The following is a 17,930-nucleotide window of genomic DNA, read 5'->3' as shown; positions in this document are numbered from 1 at the left end:
GAAGGCGTCTCGTCATCAATTGACGCTTAGAAGGCCAAGAAACCCCAAGGTAGAAGGCCTGAAACCTTAACTCTGTTCAGAGAGCCATCGATTCCCTTTTGCACTACGCTAACGGAGAAAAAAATAGAATCGACAGTGCCTCAAACAGAATCGGCAGAGAAAAACATATAACCAACGCTGCCCCAGACAGAATCGATAGAGAAAGATGTAGAACTGACGGTGTTCTAAACAAAATCAATGGAGAAAAATATAGAATCGGCGATGTTCTGAAGCGAAGCAGAAGGGCTTTACTCCGGACACCTACGCCATTTTGCCTATTGATAGCTTGATACATATTAACTCCCGTATATTTACAGAAGCTAGCCGAAGCTTTCATAGAGGATTAATTGAAAAGTGCATCACGGGATGCGTCATCCCTTATTTGAAAATCTAAAATGAACAATCAAACCGTAACAGCTACACTATCTACCCAAGAAGCTTTAGAAATTGTGGCTCAGCTCAAAGCAGTTCGCGAGCAGCTTGCCTTCCTGGTCGGGTTAACCCCCCAAGAGCGGCGTCAAATACCAAAGATGGGCCTCAAATCTCAGACATTTACAACTCGCGCTCTAGACATGGCCGCCCAGCACATCGACATGATGCCACGCCATCTCGATGTCGAAGAAGCCCGCCGCGATCTAGCTCTCTTCGAAGCGCTGAACCCTATTCTGCAAGCAGTGAACCACCTCAAAGAGCTGCTGGAAGATACTCAAATGCTGGCCGGTAGCGAAGCCTATGCAGCAGCCCGACTAGCCTACAACTCCGCCAAAGTGACAGGCAAAAATAGAGGACTCGATGACGTCATCGAAGATCTCTCTCAGCAGTTTCGCAAATCGCGCCGACAAAGCGCGATCGCTCAATCACCCGCTCCCCAGTCGCAGACAGCCTAGCTAACCCTGGATAGCCCTGCACAATTCCAACACCCATCGCCCCGATGATGCCGATAAGGCATCATCGGGGCGATGGTCTTTTTAGCAAACTAGTGCCGCTGCTTAGCTCCACGTTATAGCTAGAGTCAACTAGCGGTCTGGCAAGCCTCAAATTGTAAGTTGGGTAGCGCGCTAGCAGAGCCCAACAAAGCTTATCGTCGTTGGGTTTCACTTCGTTTCACCCAACCTACGAGAACTGCAACACCCCTACAACTCTAGTTATACCAATAAGCACTATGGGTATCCTCTGCTCAGACATGGTTCTGGGCATTACTTGATATAGCTCAAGCATAAGGAGAATTTATAGTATGGGTTTACTGGATATTGCATGCGACGGGTGTACACAAAAGTTTCCCATAGATACACAAATTTCTAGCGGTTCGCCGAACAAGGAGCATGTTCGCAATATTGGAGGAACCTTCAATGGTATTTTTGTGTGTCCTACTTGTTGGAATAGTGCCATATCTGAAGGATTCAAACTAGAGCTTAAGGAAGAAGCAAAACGTTGGAAGTCCGATCCAAAAATTGTAGAAAACAAAAAAATAAGAGTAGAAGAAGCCTCTAGAAAAAAAGCTGTAGATAATAGACAGAGTAAATTGGAAGAAGCCTCAGGTCAAATGTTAGAAACTTTGACTGCGGAAATGGAAAAGCTTTTTATCGACGTATTGTTACCCAATGAAAGATTAATTTATAAGTTGAGAAGCGCTCCTTCAGGGGATCGGAGCCAAGCTGTTCTAACTAACTGTAATCTCATAATCATCAACAAGGGACTTTTGGGCGGTCAAGGTCAGGACTCAGATGGCATCCTTGGGATGATGATGGCATCAGGAAGAATTTCAATTCGAATATATCCTGTAGTAGAAATACGGAGCGTTGAAATTCAACCAATCCAGGGAATGACAGTAGGGCACCTACAGGTGTTAACTAATGCAACTATGGAAAATGATAATGAGTCAAAATTTTTGTTTGATACGGAGTTAGGATATTATAAATCAATATTGATGTACCGAAAAATCCGTCAATTGCAGGGGTTTGGTGTTTCAAGTAAGGCCCCCAGCCCTAATCCATTGCCTACATCAAAAGTACCTGCTTAGCAGCATCCAAACAGTTTGCCTTTGATTGAGACTGCTAGTTTTACAACACCCGCCCGGATGCGCGGCGCGGCAAATATTCGCCCATACCCGATCGCCCCAGCCACTCATCCCCATCCACAATGCACTGGCCCCGCAGAAAGACTTTTTTGACCTTGCCCGTCACCTCTCGCCCCTCAAACAGCGAGTAATCCACCAGGGAATGGTGGGTGCTGGCGCTGAGGGTGTGGGTTTCGTTGGGGTCAAACAGCACCAGGTCGGCGTCGCTGCCGACGGCGATCGTGCCCTTGCGGGGAAATAGGCCAAACATTTTGGCTGGGGCGGTGGCAGTGAGCTGCACAAAGCGGTTGAGGTTGATGCGTCCCGCTCTCACTCCGCCGTCGTAGAGCAGGGTCAGGCGCAGTTCTACCCCAGGGGCACCGTTGGGAATCCGGTTGAAATTGTCTTTGCCAAATTGCTTTGACTTCAAAATCCCGAGCGGATTCTCGTTCATGCAGAAGGGGCAGTGGTCGGTGGCCACCAGCTGGAGATCGTCGAACTGGAGCCCTCGCCACAGGGCGTGCTGGCAACTGTGATCCCTCAAGGGCGGAGTCATGACATACTTTGCCGCTTCAAAGCCAGGGGCGTCGTACTCTGACTCATCGAGAAATAGGTAGTGGGGGCAGGTTTCGGCGAAAGCGTGGATGCCGCGATCGCGCGCCTCCACCACCGCCTCCAACGCTTCCTTTGCCGACAGGTGCACAATGTACACCGGCACCTCCGCCAGCTCCGCAATGCGAATCACCCGATGGGCGGCTTCCCCTTCCATCAGGCTGGGGCGAGTCAGCTGGTGATACTTGGGGGAGGTGTTGCCCTGCTCCAGCGCTTCTTCGATCAGCGCTTGAATCACCACTCCATTCTCAGCGTGGAGGTTGACCATACCGCCGTGATCGCCCGTGCGGCGCATCGTTTTGAAAATGGCCGCATCGTCCACCATCAAAACGCCGGGGTAGGCCATGTAGAGCTTGAAGCTGGACACCCCATCCTGGTTGATCAAGTCGGGTAGCTCTGCTAAGGAGCCGGGGTTAATGTCAGTGAGAATGACGTGGAAGGCGTAGTCAACGCAGCACTGAGGCTCAGCCGCTGCCAGGCGTCTATCCAAAGCCGCCTTGGGGCTATCGTTGTGGAACTGCTGAGCGAAATCGATGATGGTGGTAGTGCCACCAAAGGCAGCCGAGCGAGTGCCCGTTTCAAAGGTGTCGCAGGTGTAGACGTCGTTGCCCATGGGGGTTTCCATGTGCACATGGGCATCGATACCGCCCGGCAGTACGAGCAACCCAGTGGCATTGTGGCATTCAGCATTCTCCACCGAAAGCTGGCGGCCAATGGCCTCAATGCGGCCATCTTGGATGAGGATGTCACCCTGGTAGTCGTCTACCGCTGTGACAATGCGACCGCCCTGAATCAATACCGATGTCATAGCAAGCCTTTGCAGCGAAACGGGGCCTGGCTGCCCATCCCCCTAGGGGGAGCGCAGCGTTGCTATGACTATAGTGAGCGACCTAACGCTTGCCCATTAAATAAATGTGCAGTTGTAGGGGAAGGTTCAAGGTTTAGGGCTTGGGGTACGAGGAACCGCCTTGAACCTTAGACCTTGCACCACAAACCTCCAACCCTAGTTGTGATAGTGCAGCTCTTCAAGCCAGGTGCGGAGCTCGTCGGCAGAGGCGTGGTCGATCGCCATCTGGGTAATGGGGTCGTAGGCATTCCACAAAGTTTGGCCAGAGGTATCGCTGGCTTGCCACACGCGGGGTTCAGTGGTGGCTTCGAGGTGGGCTAGCAGATTTTGCCAGAGGGCACCGAGTTGGGCAACCAGGCCAGTGGTGTTGCTGGAGTTGTTGATCGGCCAATAGCTGCTATTCACAGGTAAATCTCCTTTAATGTTGCGTCAGGGGTTTTCACCCACAACCTAAGAATAGATTTCTGTATCTAAAATTACAAAAACTTTCTGTCATGGTAGGCATGAACAACTTTGATGCCCGATTCGCGGAGCGTTCGGGCTCCGACTCGGAACGAGTATCCGTTCTGGAATCGCTTGCCGAAGCAACACATGTGCTCCCTATGTAGAATTGTCAAAAGCTGATATTTTCAAAAAACAGTAGCGTACTATACAGATATCAAGATAATCGTTCATCTCCCCCTGATATTTACCGGTGCACTCCCCCTCAGGCACCCCAGATGGGAGACGGAAGTAGGGACACTCCCGAAGGAACGCGCCTCACTACGCATCGCTTCTAGGAGGCGACACTATGAAACTCACCTATCGCGGCAACAGCTACGACGCTCCATCTCAGCCTGCGCCCAAAATGGGCGAAACTATTGACACCGGCACCTATCGGGGTGCTCCAGTTGCGTTTGAGTCTGTGGCCGAACTGCCCGCTCAGCCCGCTGCCGATTTGACCTGGCGCGGCGTGCCCCACCGCACGGGTATTGCTGCTCCGGTGGCGGCGATCGCCCCCGTGGTCATCGCCGCAGAGTTGCCGGCGGTTGCCGCCAGCCTCGTTGCCCCTGTGGTGGAATCTGAACCTGCGCCCGTCAACCTTTCTGACCTAGCCCGTAACCTGTTTATTCGCCGTCACCAGCGCAGCCGTCGGCGTGAACAGGGCATGATGGTCCGCCTAGCGGCTGAGGTCGGCATCCCTGTAGAAGACGCGGCCCGTTACGAGAGCCACATTCAAGGCAAAATGCCCCACGATTTCTCCGGCTACGATCGCGGTTCGTCAGCTATGAGCTAGCTTCGAGACGATACGGCAGATGGCCCGGCGCTCTGGCACCCCGGGCCATTTTTTTGTGCGAGGGCGGCGATCGCTGCCCACTCTGGCTCGGTTAGAGGTTGGGAGATGAGCTGGCATTTAAACCAGTCCTCGGCCGCCTGGATCAGCGATTCAACGATTTTGGAGATGGTTAACCCCTGTCGTACGGCCAACTGAGCCTGATTCGCTTGCGGTGCGGGCGTTTGAAACACCTGCTGCCACAGCTCAGCATCGGTCATCAGTCCCATCGATCCGTGCTGAAGTAAGCAGGAACCGCGCCGCAGCTGGGCGCTGCCGATGACTTTGTGGCCTTGAACATCGACCAGGTCGGCGCTGGTGGCCAGGGCAAAGCAGTTGTGCGAACGCCCATAGTCTCGACTGGGTTGCCCAAACGCTAGGGACACACCCAGGTTTGCCCAGCCCGCAATTAAGAATTGGCAGAGAAATCTGTAGGCTTGGTTGCGGCTTCCAGCAGTGTGAGAAGTCACTAAGCCATAGGTTAAATCGCCTTGGTGCAGCACTCCGCGCCCGCCGGTCGGTCGCTGCACCAGATCCACCGGCTGCCCCTGCCAGACAAGACCTCGCCAATGGTCGGGCATCTGCCGCCGCTGGCTTGCTCCCAGGGAAACCGCTGCTGGATTCCAGGTGTAGAACCGCAGAGTAGACGGATGCCCCTGGTGCAGATGCTGATCGAGCAGCCAGGCATCGATCGCCATCTGCACCGCGCCGGGGGCGTCCAACAGTGGAATCAGCCGCCAGGTCACCTGACTCAAGGCGCTTCCCCAGCGTGGTAAGAGCTACGCACCAACGGCCCAGAGCGCACGTGCTCAAAGCCGAGTTCTTGGGCGACTTCTCCTAACCGGGTGAACTCTTCAGGAGTCCAGTAGCGAGCGATCGGGCGGTGATCGAGCGAGGGGCGCATGTATTGGCCGATAGTAAGGCGATCGCACCCCACCCGTCGCAAATCTTGCATCGCCTCAATCAGTTCTGCCTCGGTTTCGCCGTGGCCCACCATGAGTCCTGACTTAGTAGGAATGCTGGGGTCAAATTCTTTAACCAGCAATAGGACTCGGAGAGAGCGATCGTACTTAGCCCCGCGCCGCACCGGGTCTTGCAGCCGCCGCACGGTTTCAAGGTTGTGGTTGTAGCAGGCTGGCTTGGCAGCTACTACGGTTTGAACGCGATCGGCCTGCCCCGCATCCCGCGCAGTGCCACCCCAAAAGTCTGGAGTCAGCACTTCGATGTCAGTTCCCGGATTCTCCTGACGAATGGTGTGCATCACGGTGGCAAACCAGCTGGCACCGTGGTCGGGCAAATCATCCCGCGCTACCGAAGTCAGCACCACATAGCGTAAGTCCAGCAGGCGCACAGATTCTGCTACTTTCTTGGGTTCGTGGGGGTCGAGGGTCATGGGCGCATGGCCCTTCTCCACCTGGCAAAACGAGCAGGCACGAGTGCACACCGACCCCATCAGCAAAAAGGTGGCGGTGCGGTTGGCGTAGCATTCGCCCCGGTTGGGGCAGCGACCCTCTTCGCAGATGGTGTGAATTTGCCGTTCTTTGACAATGCGCTGCACTGCCGAGATCTCGCTGGCGTTGCCAATGGGGCGACGCAGCCAGTCGGGCATGCGCTCCAGCTCAGCCCTGAGCTGCTGCCGTGAGTTGGTTGTAGAAGTCATGAGCCACCGTAGGGTGGGCACTGCCCACCAAATTCTTTGCCGCCAGCAGGATTAAATCACCCTACAAGCTCAGAGCAAACGGTTGTTTGCCCCTACTGGATTCTATCGCGGGTAATTTCTACCGCCACCTGACCGGTGTAGTCGGGGATTGGTGGGGTGAGCTTGGTGATTTTGACCGTTACCTGCTGAAGTCGGGGGTCAGAATTCATAGCTAGAGTGGCGATCGCCCCCGCCAGCCGCTCAATCAGCGCAAACTTGGCTTCGCGAATGATTTGCTGGGTGCCGTTGATCACGGTGCGGTAGTCGTGGGTGTCGGCAAGGCGATCGCTCTGAGTAGCCTCAGCCAAATCCAAATACAGGGTGAGATCGGCTTGAAACCACTGACCCAGCACGTTCTCTTCGGGCAGCGCCCCCGTGTAGCCGTAGGCGCGGATATTGCTTAAGTGAATGGCATCCATAAAATACGAAATTTTTGATTGATAAATGAACGCTGCTGCAGCTCCGCTCCCTAAATGTTTAGTGCAATATGCCAACTAAAACCCCCCTGATTGAGAAAGGCAGGGGAGATCTCTTGCGAGACCGTTGACCACTGCCCTCCCCAACTCGGGGGGCGGGAGATTTGGAGATGTGTCTTACCGAACGGTGTTGAGCTACTTGAGCCAACCTTTGAGGCGAGCAGCCACCTGGGGCCGTCGCAGCTTACGCATAGCTTTGGTTTGAATCTGGCGCACCCGCTCTCGGGAGAGGTTAAAGATGCCGCCCACCTCCTCTAAAGTGTGGGTCTCGCCAGTGGCCAGCCCATAGCGCAGCGTAATAATATCTTTTTCGCGTTCGGTTAGCACCTCGCCCAGCACGCTGGTAATTTCCTGGCGCATCATGTTTTCGCTAATTTTAGACTCCGGCGTTTGGGTGCTGCTGTCTTCGAGCAGTTCCATTAGTTCGGTGTCTTCACCTTTGCCGACGCGGTGGTTTAAGGAGAGCGATCGCCGCCGCACCTGCTGCAAACTTCTCAGTTGATCGACCGTCACATCGAGGGCATCAGCCAGTTCTTGCTCGCTAGGATTGCGCTGCAAATCGCGCCGCAGATCGCGGTGAGCTTTCTTCAGCTTGTTCAACTTTTCCACAATGTGGATCGGCAGGCGAATCGTGCGGGCATCGTTAGCGATGGTGCGAGTAATACCCTGGCGAATCCACCAGTAGGCGTATGTCGAAAATTTGTAGCCTTTGTCGGGATCAAATTTTTCGGTGGCTCGGTTTAATCCCAGCGCTCCTTCTTGAATTAAATCGAGAAAAGGCACTCCTCGGTTTAAATAGCGCTTGGCGATCGACACCACCAACCGCAGGTTAGAGCGAATCATTCTCCGCTTGGCAGTTCTACCTTCGTGAAGCTTTTGGGTGAACTCCGCTTCACTGATCTTTAGTTTCTCAACTAGTTCTTGTCGGTTGGGTTTACGACCCAACTCTTTTTGCAGTTTTTCACTGGCTGCTTCGACCTTAGATAGGAAGCGTACTTGCCGGGCAAGCTCAATTTCTTCGCTCGGTTTTAGCAGTGGGTAGCGCGCCATTTCCTTAAAGAAAGCCCCAACGGCATCGTCGGTAATGGTTTTGCTATAGCCCGACAGCCCCATCTCTGACATGGCCTCTGACTGAGAGAACTTTGCCAGAACCTCCCGATCTTCGTCCCAGGCCGTAAGGTCTGGGGTGATTTGACTATCAGCGGCAGACACCTTTTCTGCCACCCGATTTAAGTCGGTATCGAACCCATCCATGGGTTCATCGGCCCAAGCAATAGAACTGTCTCTGTCGGAGTTATATGTAGTGGCCATGGGGTAAATAAAACTGTATACCTACGGGTCGAAGCATGCAGATTGAAGGCATGTATATTCGGGTTGCCCTGCCAATGACAACCTCTGACAAAACGCTTGATCCCGGAACTGGATCTTTAGACTTATTTTGTGAGTCCACAATACGGATTATTTTGTGAATTCCCAGGCAATGTAACATTTCTTTGGCAACTTGCGTAGTGTAACAGCCAATCCAAAAAATGGACCGAAAATTTAAGGGTAACCTCAAGGATTTTTTGCTATCCTCGGACACTTTGCCTTGCTATTGATTGCCGTCCAGGGACAGAGGCAGGTATCCAGGGTTGAGGCAGATTGCTGTTGCTCTCGGTTTAGAGATCTATATTTTTTCTTCTATATGGTTTGGCTCCGTTTTCAACAGATTGTGGAAAACTTTCCACAATCTGTTGAAAACTTTCCACAGATTGCATTCTGTTGAAAACTAGCAGGCTTGAGTGTTTAGACCTGATTCGAGTCTGGCTGAGGATTGTGATCTGTAGGGACGCTAATCGATGCCAACTTGAATTGGTGATAGACAGCGCTCAGCGCTGAGGCTACTCACGCTATCAACAATCTTGAGTAGTGGATTGCGTCTGCCAGTACTGTTGCCTCAAGCGGTGCGGTCACACCCCAAAATGGGATGTTGTTGGCCGGTGGAAAGGTTGTCAATCAGTCTTCAGTCAGCTGGTCAAACAACCTCTTACACTGGCAGAGGTAACGTAGGTGGTGTAAAACACGTGGGCCTTGGTGAGAGTGGACCCCAGCCTCAGTGGGTCAACGTTTTGGTGGACTATGGCGGCCAGCCCGCAGAATATACCTATGCAGTGCCTGCTTCGTTAGAAGTGCAGGTGGGTGACATCTTAACGGTGCCTTTTCGTCAGCAAAGCATTGGTGCGATCGCCCTCTCCCTTTCCCGCACTCCTCCAGCCAACTTGGTGAGCCACCAAATTCGAGCTGTAGAGGGCGTGGTTGAACAGCGGTTTTTTGCCCCGCCCTACTGGATGTTGCTGCAGCGGGTGGCTCACTACTACCAGGTGCCGCTGATGCAGGTGCTCAAGTCGGCGCTGCCGCCGGGGCTGCTAGCTAGATCCCAACGACGGCTGCGGCTGCGGCGCGATCGCCTGCCCCAGACCCTGCCCTTAGCGCCAGGGCTGAAGGAGCTAGTGGAGGATCTCCAGCGATCGCCCACAGGAGACTACACCTGGCCCTATTTGCAGAAACGCGGCCACAGCTATCGCACTCTACAACAGCTCATCCAGCTAGGCTGGGCCGAGTCCTACCTATCACCGCCTCAGCCGCCCCAGGCCAAGCGCCGCCAGGCGGTAACCCTGGTAGGTGGCGACACCCGACCCCCCGATCTGACACCCCGTCAGCAAGACATCATTGCTACCCTGCGCCGCCAAGGTGGTGATCTGTGGCTCAGCGATGCTCTGCAACTGTGCCAAACCACCAGCCCCACCCTGAAGCGATTGGCGCAGTTGGGCTGCTTGGTGATCGAGCCGCGCGAGCAGCTGCGGACCGAAACCGGGCCAGCGCTGTTGCCTGACCGGCCTAAGCCCCTCACCTATCACCAGGCTCAGGCGCTTGCTCCTATTAATAAGAGTCAGCAGGGAAGTCAGTTTTTGCTGCATGGGGTAACGGGGTCAGGGAAGACCGAGGTGTATTTGCAGGCGATCGCCCCTCGCCTCGCCGCTGGGCAATCGGCCCTAGTGCTGGTGCCCGAGATTGGCCTCACCCCCCAGCTCACCGATCGCTTTCGCCGTCGCTTTGGCGATCAGGTATGGGTCTACCACAGCAATCTGGCCGATGGCGAACGCTACGACACCTGGCGGCAGAGCCTTAAGCCGTCTAAACCGCTGGTGATTGTGGGCACCCGTTCGGCCATCTTTATGCCCCTGCCCAACCTAGGCCTGATTATTCTCGACGAAGAACACGACAGCAGCTATAAGCAAGACGTGCCCCCCTGTTACCATGCTCGCACCGTCGCCCGCTGGCGAGCAGAGTTGGAAAATTGCCCCCTGGTGCTCGGTTCCGCTACACCCTCCCTGGATACCTGGGTGCAGTGTCAGGGGTTGGGCGAGGAGACATTAGACGCAGCGATGCCAATAGATCGGGAAATGGCTGCATCCCAGACGAAGACGCTAGATAACCACCAAATCCAAACTTTGACAGCGACCGCCAACGGCAGCGTAAGGTGGGCACTGCCCCCCTCCAGCCCCGACCCTGTCGAACAACCCGTCGCTAAACCTCCTCTCTACCCCTCAAGTTCCCCCAACTCAAAGAATGTGTCTCCTCTGTTACCCATCCACTCATCCACCCATCTACTTACCCACGCCCCCACGCCTCACACCCTCCCCTGGACATATCTTTCGCTGCCAGAGCGGGTGCAGGCTCAGCCGCTGCCCACCGTAAACGTCGTGGATATGCGCGACGAGCTGCAAGACGGCAACCGCAGCATTCTCAGTCGATCGCTGCAAACCGCCCTGACCCAAATGAAAGCTGAGGGTAACCAGGGATTGTTATTCATCCATCGGCGGGGGCACAGCAGTTTTGTGTCGTGCCGCAGCTGTGGCCATGTGATGATGTGCCCCCACTGCGATGTGTCGCTGTCGTACCACCAGCCTGGGGCGAACAGCGCTATGACCCTGCGCTGTCACTACTGCAACTTTAGCCAGGGCCATCCCAGACACTGCCCGGCGTGCAGCTCACCCTACCTCAAGCACTTTGGCAGCGGCACCCAGCGGGTAGTCAACGCCCTGGCCGAAACCTTTCCAGAGCTGAGCTGCATTCGCTTCGACAGCGACACGACCCGCACTAAAGGGTCTCACCGCGCGCTGCTCACCCGCTTTGCTGAAGGCGAAGCCGACCTGCTAGTAGGCACTCAGATGCTGACCAAGGGCATCGATCTGCCCCAAGTCACCCTGGTGGGTATCATTGCCGCCGACGGACTCTTATATATGAATGATTATTGGGCCAGCGAGCGAGCGCTGCAAATGCTGATTCAGGTGGCGGGGCGGGCGGGGCGCGGCACCCAGCCAGGGCAAGTCTTTTTGCAGACCTATACCCCCGACCATCCGGTGGTGGAAGCGGTCACTCACCATGCCTACGAGGGGTTTATCGCCGCTGAGTGGGCGCAGCGACAGCTGTTGCAGTACCCCCCCGCCGGGCAGATGGTGCTGCTGCGGCTCAGCAGTACTGACCCTAACGCAGTGCAGCAAACGGCTGAAATTTTGGCTCAGTATGTGACTCAGCTGTTAGCCGGCTCGGCTTATCAACTGCTCGGGCCAGCGCCAGCGCCAATTCCACGCGTGGCCCGCCGCTACCGTTGGCATCTGGTCGTTAAAGGCCCTCTAGATGAACCTCTGCCTAACCTGCAAGATTTGAAACAGTACTGCCCAACCCAGGTGAGCCTCACTATTGATGTCGATCCGCTAAATTTGGCTTAAATTCAATCTTTTAAGGATCCAAAGAACTATTTTTTGCTGGAGATATTGTTAGCATTGCTAACCCCTGTAACGACCAGTAACGATCTATCAAACGCCTTTGCAGACCCCTTGGGCTGTGATAGTTTAGATACATCGAAAACAACTGAATACCCCGCAAGCCTAACTCGGTTAACAGCCTTTACGAGCTGGTGCTTTAGTTAGTAACAAACTAAAATTCGCTTCAAAACAATCCTTTTAGAGGTGGTCATTCTTGACCTTAACCTACCCTAGCTGCCGGTCAGGCAATGGATTGTGAAAAGCAACTGTAGTTTAGCGAGATTGCCCATTCTGTTGATTCTTTGTCCGTTCTTGAGGTGTTTAACTCAGTTAAGCAGCTTGTTCCAGCCACGGCAGCCCCTAAGCTTGTCTGGCCAACATAACGTAAAAGACTTAACGGAGAGTGGCCAAGATGGTCACTCTTCAGTTTTTTAAAGGTATTGCTGCGATCGCCCCACCCCTGAAACCTTTAAGCAATCAAAAGAACAGCGTTAGGTACAGTTTTTGCCGCAAAATTTTCCTGTCTCGCCATCATCAATGGGTTTATGGGAACGGGTCACCAGGCTTGGTTAGCGTTAATAATTGGCAATAGCCGTTGGCATTGGGGTGCCTTTGAAAGCAATGCTGACCCCCAAGGCGAGGGTCACCAGCGCTGGCTGGGTTCGTGGCACACCGTTCACCTATCAGCAGCCCAGGTGAATACGCTTCATCGAGGCCACTTTGCGCTCTCGGCCTGGCAGCAGTTGGGGATTGAGACCACCCTTCCTTCCAGCGCAAACGACGGGAGCAGGCCGCTGGGGGAGCACCCGGAAATTTGGCTGGCGTCCGTCGTCGATGCCCCCCTGACCTGGCTGGCAGATTATTCCAACGTTCACTCCATCAAAACTGAACAGGTGCCGCTGCAAAACACCTACGCCACCTTGGGGGTCGATCGCGCTTTAGCTCTGGTGGGGGCAGGGGATGTCTGGGGCTGGCCAGTCCTGGTGATCGACTGCGGCACGGCTCTGACATTCACCGCTGGGGTTGATCAACGTCTGCTAGGTGGCGCAATTTTGCCGGGGCTGCGATCGCAGTTTCGCGCCCTCCACAGCCACACCGATCGGCTGCCAGCGCTAGAGTTTAACCCCGAGAGTTGGCCCCAGCGCTGGGCGACCAATACGGCTGAGGCGATCGCCAGCGGCATTTTGCACACCCAGCTAGCGGGAATTCGCGATTTTATTCAGGCTTGGCAGACTGACTGGCCCCAGGGGGCGATCGTGCTGACGGGGGGAGATAGCGCGGCTGTCTATCACGCCATGAAAAAGCAGACCCCACCCCTGACCCAGCAAGTCAGGGTAGACCCAGACCTGGGATTTTGGGGATTGAGGGTCTGCCGGCAGCAGCTCCAGCATTTGGAGACGCTATAGACCGCGAATGCGATTGCGGTAGGCGTTGGCATCGGTGCCGACCCCATTGTTGGGATAGGTGCCACTGCTGTTCATGCTTTGCAGGTTGCTTACCCGGTTGCCAGGGTTGGGGTGGGAACTCAAAAACTCAGCCGAAGACCCACCCTCTAGCTTTTGCATAAAGGTGATAAAACCCCTAGTGTCGTAGCCTGCCCGGCCCAGGTTGTTGAATCCACGGCGATCGGCATCGTACTCAGCCTCGCGGCTGTTGGGTAGCTGTAGGGCAAGCTGTACCCCAATGTTTACCAGGGCATCTTGGCGCACCTCTAGGGCACCAGCCACACCACTAGCCAGCGCCTGCTGCCGCATCTGGTTGATAGCGTGGCGACCCGTAATATGGCCAATTTCGTGGGCCATTACCCCGGCTAGCTCGGCTTCGTTAGCCGCTGCCTTGATCAGTCCGGTTTGAATGTAGACAAAGCCGCCTGCTGTGGCAAAGGCGTTGACGCTGTCGTCGTTGACCACCTGAAACGTGTAGGGTATGTCAGGGCGATCGCTGCTATCTGCCAGACGCTGGCCAATTTCATTGATATAAGCACTGACGCCTGAGTCGCGGTTATAAACTCGCACCCCCTGGGCCTTGAGCTGGCGATCAATCTGAGTGCCCAAGTTGACCTCATCCCGATCGGACAAATTGCCTAGCTGCACATAACGAATGCCCTGAAAAATTAGGTCAAAAATGCTGGCCTGGGACGCCGTGGGGGTCGATAGGCCAATCGTGATCGCCATGACGGCGGCTAGCAAACCGTACAGCCCGCGGCGCCAAAAGGAGTTTTTGGTCAGTTGTGTGAGAGGAGAAAGCATAGGAGTGCCCCAAGTACCGCTAGGTACAGAACTATATCCATCTTGCCCCGCTAGAAGTCTGATGGCCACAGCCAGTGGTCAGTAATAAATTTGGCCTCGCTATTCTATGGGTACTAGGAGCGGGTGCGTCGCGCGCGGTGCCAGCTCACGCTCCAAACGAGCCACCCTGTGGTTCAATGGGATCGACATTCTCCTCTATCAAAACCATTCACCTTTTCCCTCTGCGAGGGCACCCCAGCCATGACCCTACTTGACGCTAAAGGCCGCCTGTTCGGCAAAGTCAGCATTTTAGATGTTGCGGCGGCGCTGATTATCTTGATGGTGCTGTTCGGTATTTTTCTATATCCGGGCACCTCAGGGTCGGTGGCGCAGGTCGGGTCGACGACCAAGCCGGTGGAAGTAGATGTCATGGTGCGCGGTCTCACCTCCTCTGACCCTAAACGGTTGTTTGAGGCCATTAAAAATTCTGAAACTACGAACATCATTATTCGTAACCAGCCCTACGGCCAAGTCAAGATTAAAAGCGCGGTGCTGCTGCCCCGCAGTACGGTTGTGCCCCAGCCCGATGGCACGGTTAAAGCACTGCCCGATCCTCGCCCCGAGCTGAACTACACCATTGACATGCTCATCACCCTCGAAGACGATGCCCAAATTACCGACACCGGCCCGGTGTTCGGCAACAGCAAGGTCAAGGTGGGTACTCAAATTGAGCTAGATGGCGATCTCTACAATTTCAATACCAGCACTGTAGATGTGCGGGTTTTAGAAAACAGCTAGGTCAGCCTCTGCTCTACATTCTCAGCCCCTCCGCAGTTGCCTAAACAAGACCAGCCGAGGGGGCTCAGATTGAGACGCGTCGCCTGACAAAGTCTTACTGAGATTCTGCGCCTGCTGCGTCTTGGGGAAACAGCCGCTCCTGGACCCGGAAAGCTATAACGACTTAATCTGAGACAATAGAAGCCTCATTCTCCCAAACCATTCACCTCACCGCTATGACTGCCACTTCTACTGTGACTTCCCGCGTCAATTGGCAAACTCTGGCAGATCAGGCTTTAGCTGGTGAGGTGCTGAGTCGAGAGCAGGCCCTCGCTGTCCTCACCGCCCCTGACGCGGAGCTGCTCGATCAGCTAGCGGCGGCTTACCGAGTGCGGCGACATTACTGGGGCAACCGGGTGAGGCTGCACTTTTTGCTCAATGCCCAAAGCGGTCTGTGCCCCGAAGACTGTCACTACTGCTCGCAGTCAAAAATCTCTGCAGCCGAGATCGAAAAATATCCTTTTATGGCTCAGGAGAAAATCCTGGCGGCGGCTGAGCGGGCGAATACATTGAAAGCCGGTACGTTTTGCATGGTGATTTCGGGGCGATCGCCCTCCGATCGCGTTTTTGGCGAAGTGCTCGACGCGGTGCGCCAGGTCAAAGAACGCTACCCGATGAAAATCTGTGCCTGCCTCGGCCTGCTCGACGAAACTCAGACCCAGCAGCTAGCAGCGGCTGGGGTAGATCGGGTGAACCACAATCTCAACACCAGTGAAACCAACTACGGCGAAATCTGCACCACCCACACCTTTGACGACCGGGTAAATACGATTCAGGCGGTGCAGTCGGCGGGCATGACTACCTGCTCTGGAGGCATCTTTGGCCTGGGCGAATCGAACGACGACATCATCGATATGGCCCTCGCCCTGCGGCGACTAGAGGTGACCAGCGTGCCGCTGAACTTTCTCATTCCCATCGAAGGCACGCCCTTTGAGGGGCGCAACGAGCTGAACCCACGCCAGTGTTTGCGGATTTTGTGCCTTTACCGGCTGCTGCTGCCCTCCCAGGAAATTCGCATTGCTGGTGGCCGCGAAGTTCAGCTGCGGCAGCTTCAGCCCCTAGGGCTCTACGCCGCCAACTCAATTTTTGTGGGAGATTATCTGACTACCCCTGGGCAAGCCGCCCAGACCGACTACGCCATGATTCGCGATGCTGGATTTGTACTAGAAGGCCCTGACGGCGAGGCAATCGAGCTGCCAGAAGTAATCTCCAAAGCCCTGTAGGGTGGGCACTGCCCACCAGTCTTGAGTTGCGTAGACCGACGAATTCTACTCAAGCTAGCTGGGGCTCAACCGGGGTTGAGCAGACCGGCGCGACACCCCATCGTGGGCATCGGTGGCGGTGAGTTTAAGCAATTTCAGGCAGCCTGCGATCGCGTCACCAGATTCACCAAACTATCTACCAAACGCTTGGGCTCCATGGGCATGATGTGCTCGCCGTGCATCACGCTCTGGGTCATGATAAAAAATATCGTTGCGCCCAGCACCACGCGCGCTGTGGCCTCTGGGTCGGGCAAATCAAGTTCTGGGCAGCTCTTGAGGTAGTCGGTGAGCTGATCGGCGGCGGGCTTGGTGAGGTATTCCACAAAGGCCTGGGCTAGCTGTGGAAAACGGCCCGACTCACCCGCCACCAAGCGCACAAAATTTTGATAATCGAGGTCGTGGAGCTCGCTCTCAATGGCGTTGGTAATCAACCGTCGAATCACCACTTCAGGACGGCCCTCTAGGTTGCCGTCGCCCATCACCTGCTCACAGCGGGCCTGAGCCACATACTGAATCAGCGCCCGAAACAGCCCCTCTTTGTCTTTAAAGTAGTTGTAGACCGTTGGTTTGGAGACCCCAGCAGTGGTGGCTACTTTGTCCATACTGGTGCCAGCGTAGCCATTTTGCAGAAACTCTTGCATCGCTCCCTGCAAAATTTGCACGGCTTTTTCATTCAGCACTGCCGGACTTTGAACCACGCGTTACCACCTCTTCAACCCAATTGATTCATGTATAGCACCCGATCGCCAGGCGACATAGTAACTCAGCCCCTGCGATCGCATTGAGCCAAGTCGCTGCTTACCCCAGAGCATCCCCTAGGAAGCAAAGCAGTAGAGTATCGCTCTATACATTCATTTTAGCGAGGCATTGACTAATTTTACCAAACCGTTTAGTTTAGTTTTGTTGCCTCTGATGGCTTTGGCGATCGACCTATGCTGACAACAGAATCCAATCAGGATCTGGTGCTTCGTTTCTACAAAGCCTTTGATGAGCGCACCATCGATCGTGCCCTGGCTTTGCTCGATCCTAACTTCGTTGCCCACCTGGCGGGAATGCCTGAGCCCTTAGACGGAGAAGGCTTTAAACAGTTCGGTCTATCGTTTTATACGGCTTTTGGCCAGGGTCAGCATAGGTTTGATGAAATTGTTGCCGCGGGCGATCGGGTTGTCACCTGCGGCACGTTTACGGCCACCCATCTTGGCTCCTTTCAGGGTTTACCGCCCACCGGCAGGCAGATCAGCCTTGCGGTTATGCACATTGACCGAGTAGAAAACGGCAAGATTGTTGAACACTGGGGTCATGGCGATGCCCTGGGGCTGATGCAGCAGCTTGACATAGTCTTTTTACCTGGGCCCAAACTGCTGCCCCATCTGCTGCGCAGGGCTGTAACTCGTTGGTTTTAGCCGGTGCGCCGGCTCTCCACTGAGGCTATGAACTAGCGCCATCCGGTCAGGATTTTGACTGAGCGAACCTGTAGTTAGTTGAGCCTTTTTCTGCGCTCCATACCTGGATATAACCTGTGCAAACTCGCCTCTATCGCGATTTTAAGTGGAACCGTTTAGCGTTTGTTCTGCTGGCAACGTTGATTCTTGCTGACATGGTTCCCCACCCCCAGTTAGGACCAGGGCTGTTGCAAACCTTCGCGGCGCGAGTGCAGTCTTCCCTCCCCAACGGGCAATAGCAAATTGGCAGGCCGTCCCGCCGTGGCTAAGATTCCGTAAACAGGTTCCCCAGTAGGACAGCGGGGTGATTAA

General features: G+C 54.8%; 17 protein-coding genes and 1 riboswitch. Of the genes, 9 read left to right on the top strand and 8 right to left on the bottom strand.

Going from position 1 to position 17,930, the window contains the following annotated elements:
• Window positions 1-434: 434 nt before the first annotated feature.
• Complete coding sequence (locus H6F75_RS18375; RefSeq protein ID WP_190753883.1) at window positions 435-926, top strand: hypothetical protein; 492 nt, start codon at window positions 435-437, stop codon at window positions 924-926.
• 347 nt (window positions 927-1,273) lie between these two features.
• Complete coding sequence (locus H6F75_RS18370) at window positions 1,274-2,059, top strand: hypothetical protein (protein ID WP_190753882.1); 786 nt, start codon at window positions 1,274-1,276, stop codon at window positions 2,057-2,059.
• Between the two features lie 40 nt (window positions 2,060-2,099).
• On the opposite strand, the gene hydA is transcribed toward H6F75_RS18370, so the two are convergent.
• Entirely contained in the window at window positions 2,100-3,515 is a 1,416-nt protein-coding gene (gene hydA / locus H6F75_RS18365; protein WP_190753881.1) for a dihydropyrimidinase, read from the bottom strand.
• Window positions 3,516-3,710: 195 nt separating this feature from the next.
• The gene (locus H6F75_RS18360) at window positions 3,711-3,959 is read right to left on the bottom strand and encodes a hypothetical protein (protein WP_190753880.1); all 249 of its coding nucleotides are present in this window, start codon (window positions 3,957-3,959) and stop codon (window positions 3,711-3,713) included.
• A 261-nt stretch (window positions 3,960-4,220) separates the two neighbouring features.
• A riboswitch (Glutamine riboswitch) is annotated at window positions 4,221-4,313 on the top strand.
• A 31-nt stretch (window positions 4,314-4,344) separates the two neighbouring features.
• On the opposite strand from H6F75_RS18360, the gene H6F75_RS18355 reads away from it, so the two are divergent.
• On the top strand, window positions 4,345-4,830 hold the full coding sequence (locus H6F75_RS18355) for a DUF4278 domain-containing protein (RefSeq protein WP_190753879.1): 486 nt from the start codon (window positions 4,345-4,347) through the stop codon (window positions 4,828-4,830).
• On the opposite strand, the gene H6F75_RS18350 is transcribed toward H6F75_RS18355, so the two are convergent.
• The 4 genes from H6F75_RS18350 to H6F75_RS18335 form a co-directional block, all read right to left on the bottom strand.
• Window positions 4,827-5,612: a biotin/lipoate A/B protein ligase family protein gene (locus tag H6F75_RS18350; RefSeq protein ID WP_347710682.1), complete on the bottom strand. Its 786-nt coding sequence runs from the start codon at window positions 5,610-5,612 to the stop codon at window positions 4,827-4,829. The two genes, H6F75_RS18355 and H6F75_RS18350, sit on opposite strands and share 4 nt — an antisense overlap.
• A 5-nt stretch (window positions 5,613-5,617) precedes the next feature.
• Window positions 5,618-6,526: a lipoyl synthase gene (gene lipA, locus H6F75_RS18345; protein ID WP_190753878.1), complete on the bottom strand. Its 909-nt coding sequence runs from the start codon at window positions 6,524-6,526 to the stop codon at window positions 5,618-5,620.
• A 92-nt stretch (window positions 6,527-6,618) separates the two neighbouring features.
• Window positions 6,619-6,984 carry a dihydroneopterin aldolase gene (gene folB / locus H6F75_RS18340; RefSeq protein ID WP_190753877.1) on the bottom strand — a complete coding sequence of 122 codons (366 nt, stop codon included), beginning with the start codon at window positions 6,982-6,984 and terminating at the stop codon, window positions 6,619-6,621.
• A gap of 192 nt (window positions 6,985-7,176) precedes the next feature.
• Window positions 7,177-8,352 (bottom strand): RNA polymerase sigma factor, RpoD/SigA family, encoded by a 1,176-nt coding sequence (locus H6F75_RS18335; RefSeq protein ID WP_190695244.1) that lies wholly within the window; start codon window positions 8,350-8,352, stop codon window positions 7,177-7,179.
• Between the two features lie 752 nt (window positions 8,353-9,104).
• Between H6F75_RS18335 and priA the strand changes: the two genes are divergently transcribed.
• Window positions 9,105-11,813: a primosomal protein N' gene (gene priA / locus H6F75_RS28205; RefSeq protein WP_347710674.1), complete on the top strand. Its 2,709-nt coding sequence runs from the start codon at window positions 9,105-9,107 to the stop codon at window positions 11,811-11,813.
• 581 nt (window positions 11,814-12,394) lie between these two features.
• Window positions 12,395-13,255 (top strand): pantothenate kinase, encoded by an 861-nt coding sequence (locus H6F75_RS18320; protein WP_190753876.1) that lies wholly within the window; start codon window positions 12,395-12,397, stop codon window positions 13,253-13,255.
• Here H6F75_RS18320 and H6F75_RS18315 read toward each other — a convergent pair.
• A complete protein-coding gene (locus H6F75_RS18315; RefSeq protein WP_190753875.1) occupies window positions 13,250-14,098 on the bottom strand; it encodes a M48 family metallopeptidase in 849 nt (282 codons plus the stop codon). The genes H6F75_RS18320 and H6F75_RS18315 overlap by 6 nt on opposite strands.
• A gap of 240 nt (window positions 14,099-14,338) precedes the next feature.
• On the opposite strand from H6F75_RS18315, the gene H6F75_RS18310 reads away from it, so the two are divergent.
• Window positions 14,339-14,875 carry a DUF4330 domain-containing protein gene (locus H6F75_RS18310; protein ID WP_190753874.1) on the top strand — a complete coding sequence of 179 codons (537 nt, stop codon included), beginning with the start codon at window positions 14,339-14,341 and terminating at the stop codon, window positions 14,873-14,875.
• Window positions 14,876-15,090: 215 nt separating this feature from the next.
• Window positions 15,091-16,137, top strand: a complete 1,047-nt coding sequence (bioB, locus tag H6F75_RS18305; protein WP_190753873.1) for a biotin synthase BioB — start codon at window positions 15,091-15,093, stop codon at window positions 16,135-16,137.
• A gap of 134 nt (window positions 16,138-16,271) precedes the next feature.
• On the opposite strand, the gene H6F75_RS18300 is transcribed toward bioB, so the two are convergent.
• Complete coding sequence (locus H6F75_RS18300; RefSeq protein ID WP_347710673.1) at window positions 16,272-16,874, bottom strand: TetR/AcrR family transcriptional regulator; 603 nt, start codon at window positions 16,872-16,874, stop codon at window positions 16,272-16,274.
• Between the two features lie 234 nt (window positions 16,875-17,108).
• Between H6F75_RS18300 and H6F75_RS18295 the strand changes: the two genes are divergently transcribed.
• Complete coding sequence (locus tag H6F75_RS18295; protein WP_199303998.1) at window positions 17,109-17,579, top strand: ester cyclase; 471 nt, start codon at window positions 17,109-17,111, stop codon at window positions 17,577-17,579.
• A gap of 116 nt (window positions 17,580-17,695) precedes the next feature.
• Window positions 17,696-17,857, top strand: a complete 162-nt coding sequence (locus H6F75_RS18290; RefSeq protein WP_190753872.1) for a hypothetical protein — start codon at window positions 17,696-17,698, stop codon at window positions 17,855-17,857.
• The last annotated feature ends 73 nt before the right edge of the window (window positions 17,858-17,930 follow it).

Origin of the sequence: Nodosilinea sp. FACHB-131 (assembly GCF_014695395.1) — a bacterium.
Lineage (GTDB): Bacteria > Cyanobacteriota > Cyanobacteriia > Phormidesmidales > Phormidesmidaceae > Nodosilinea.
Note: the sequence above shows the minus strand (reverse complement) of the source record. Positions and strands in the feature narration are given on the sequence as shown.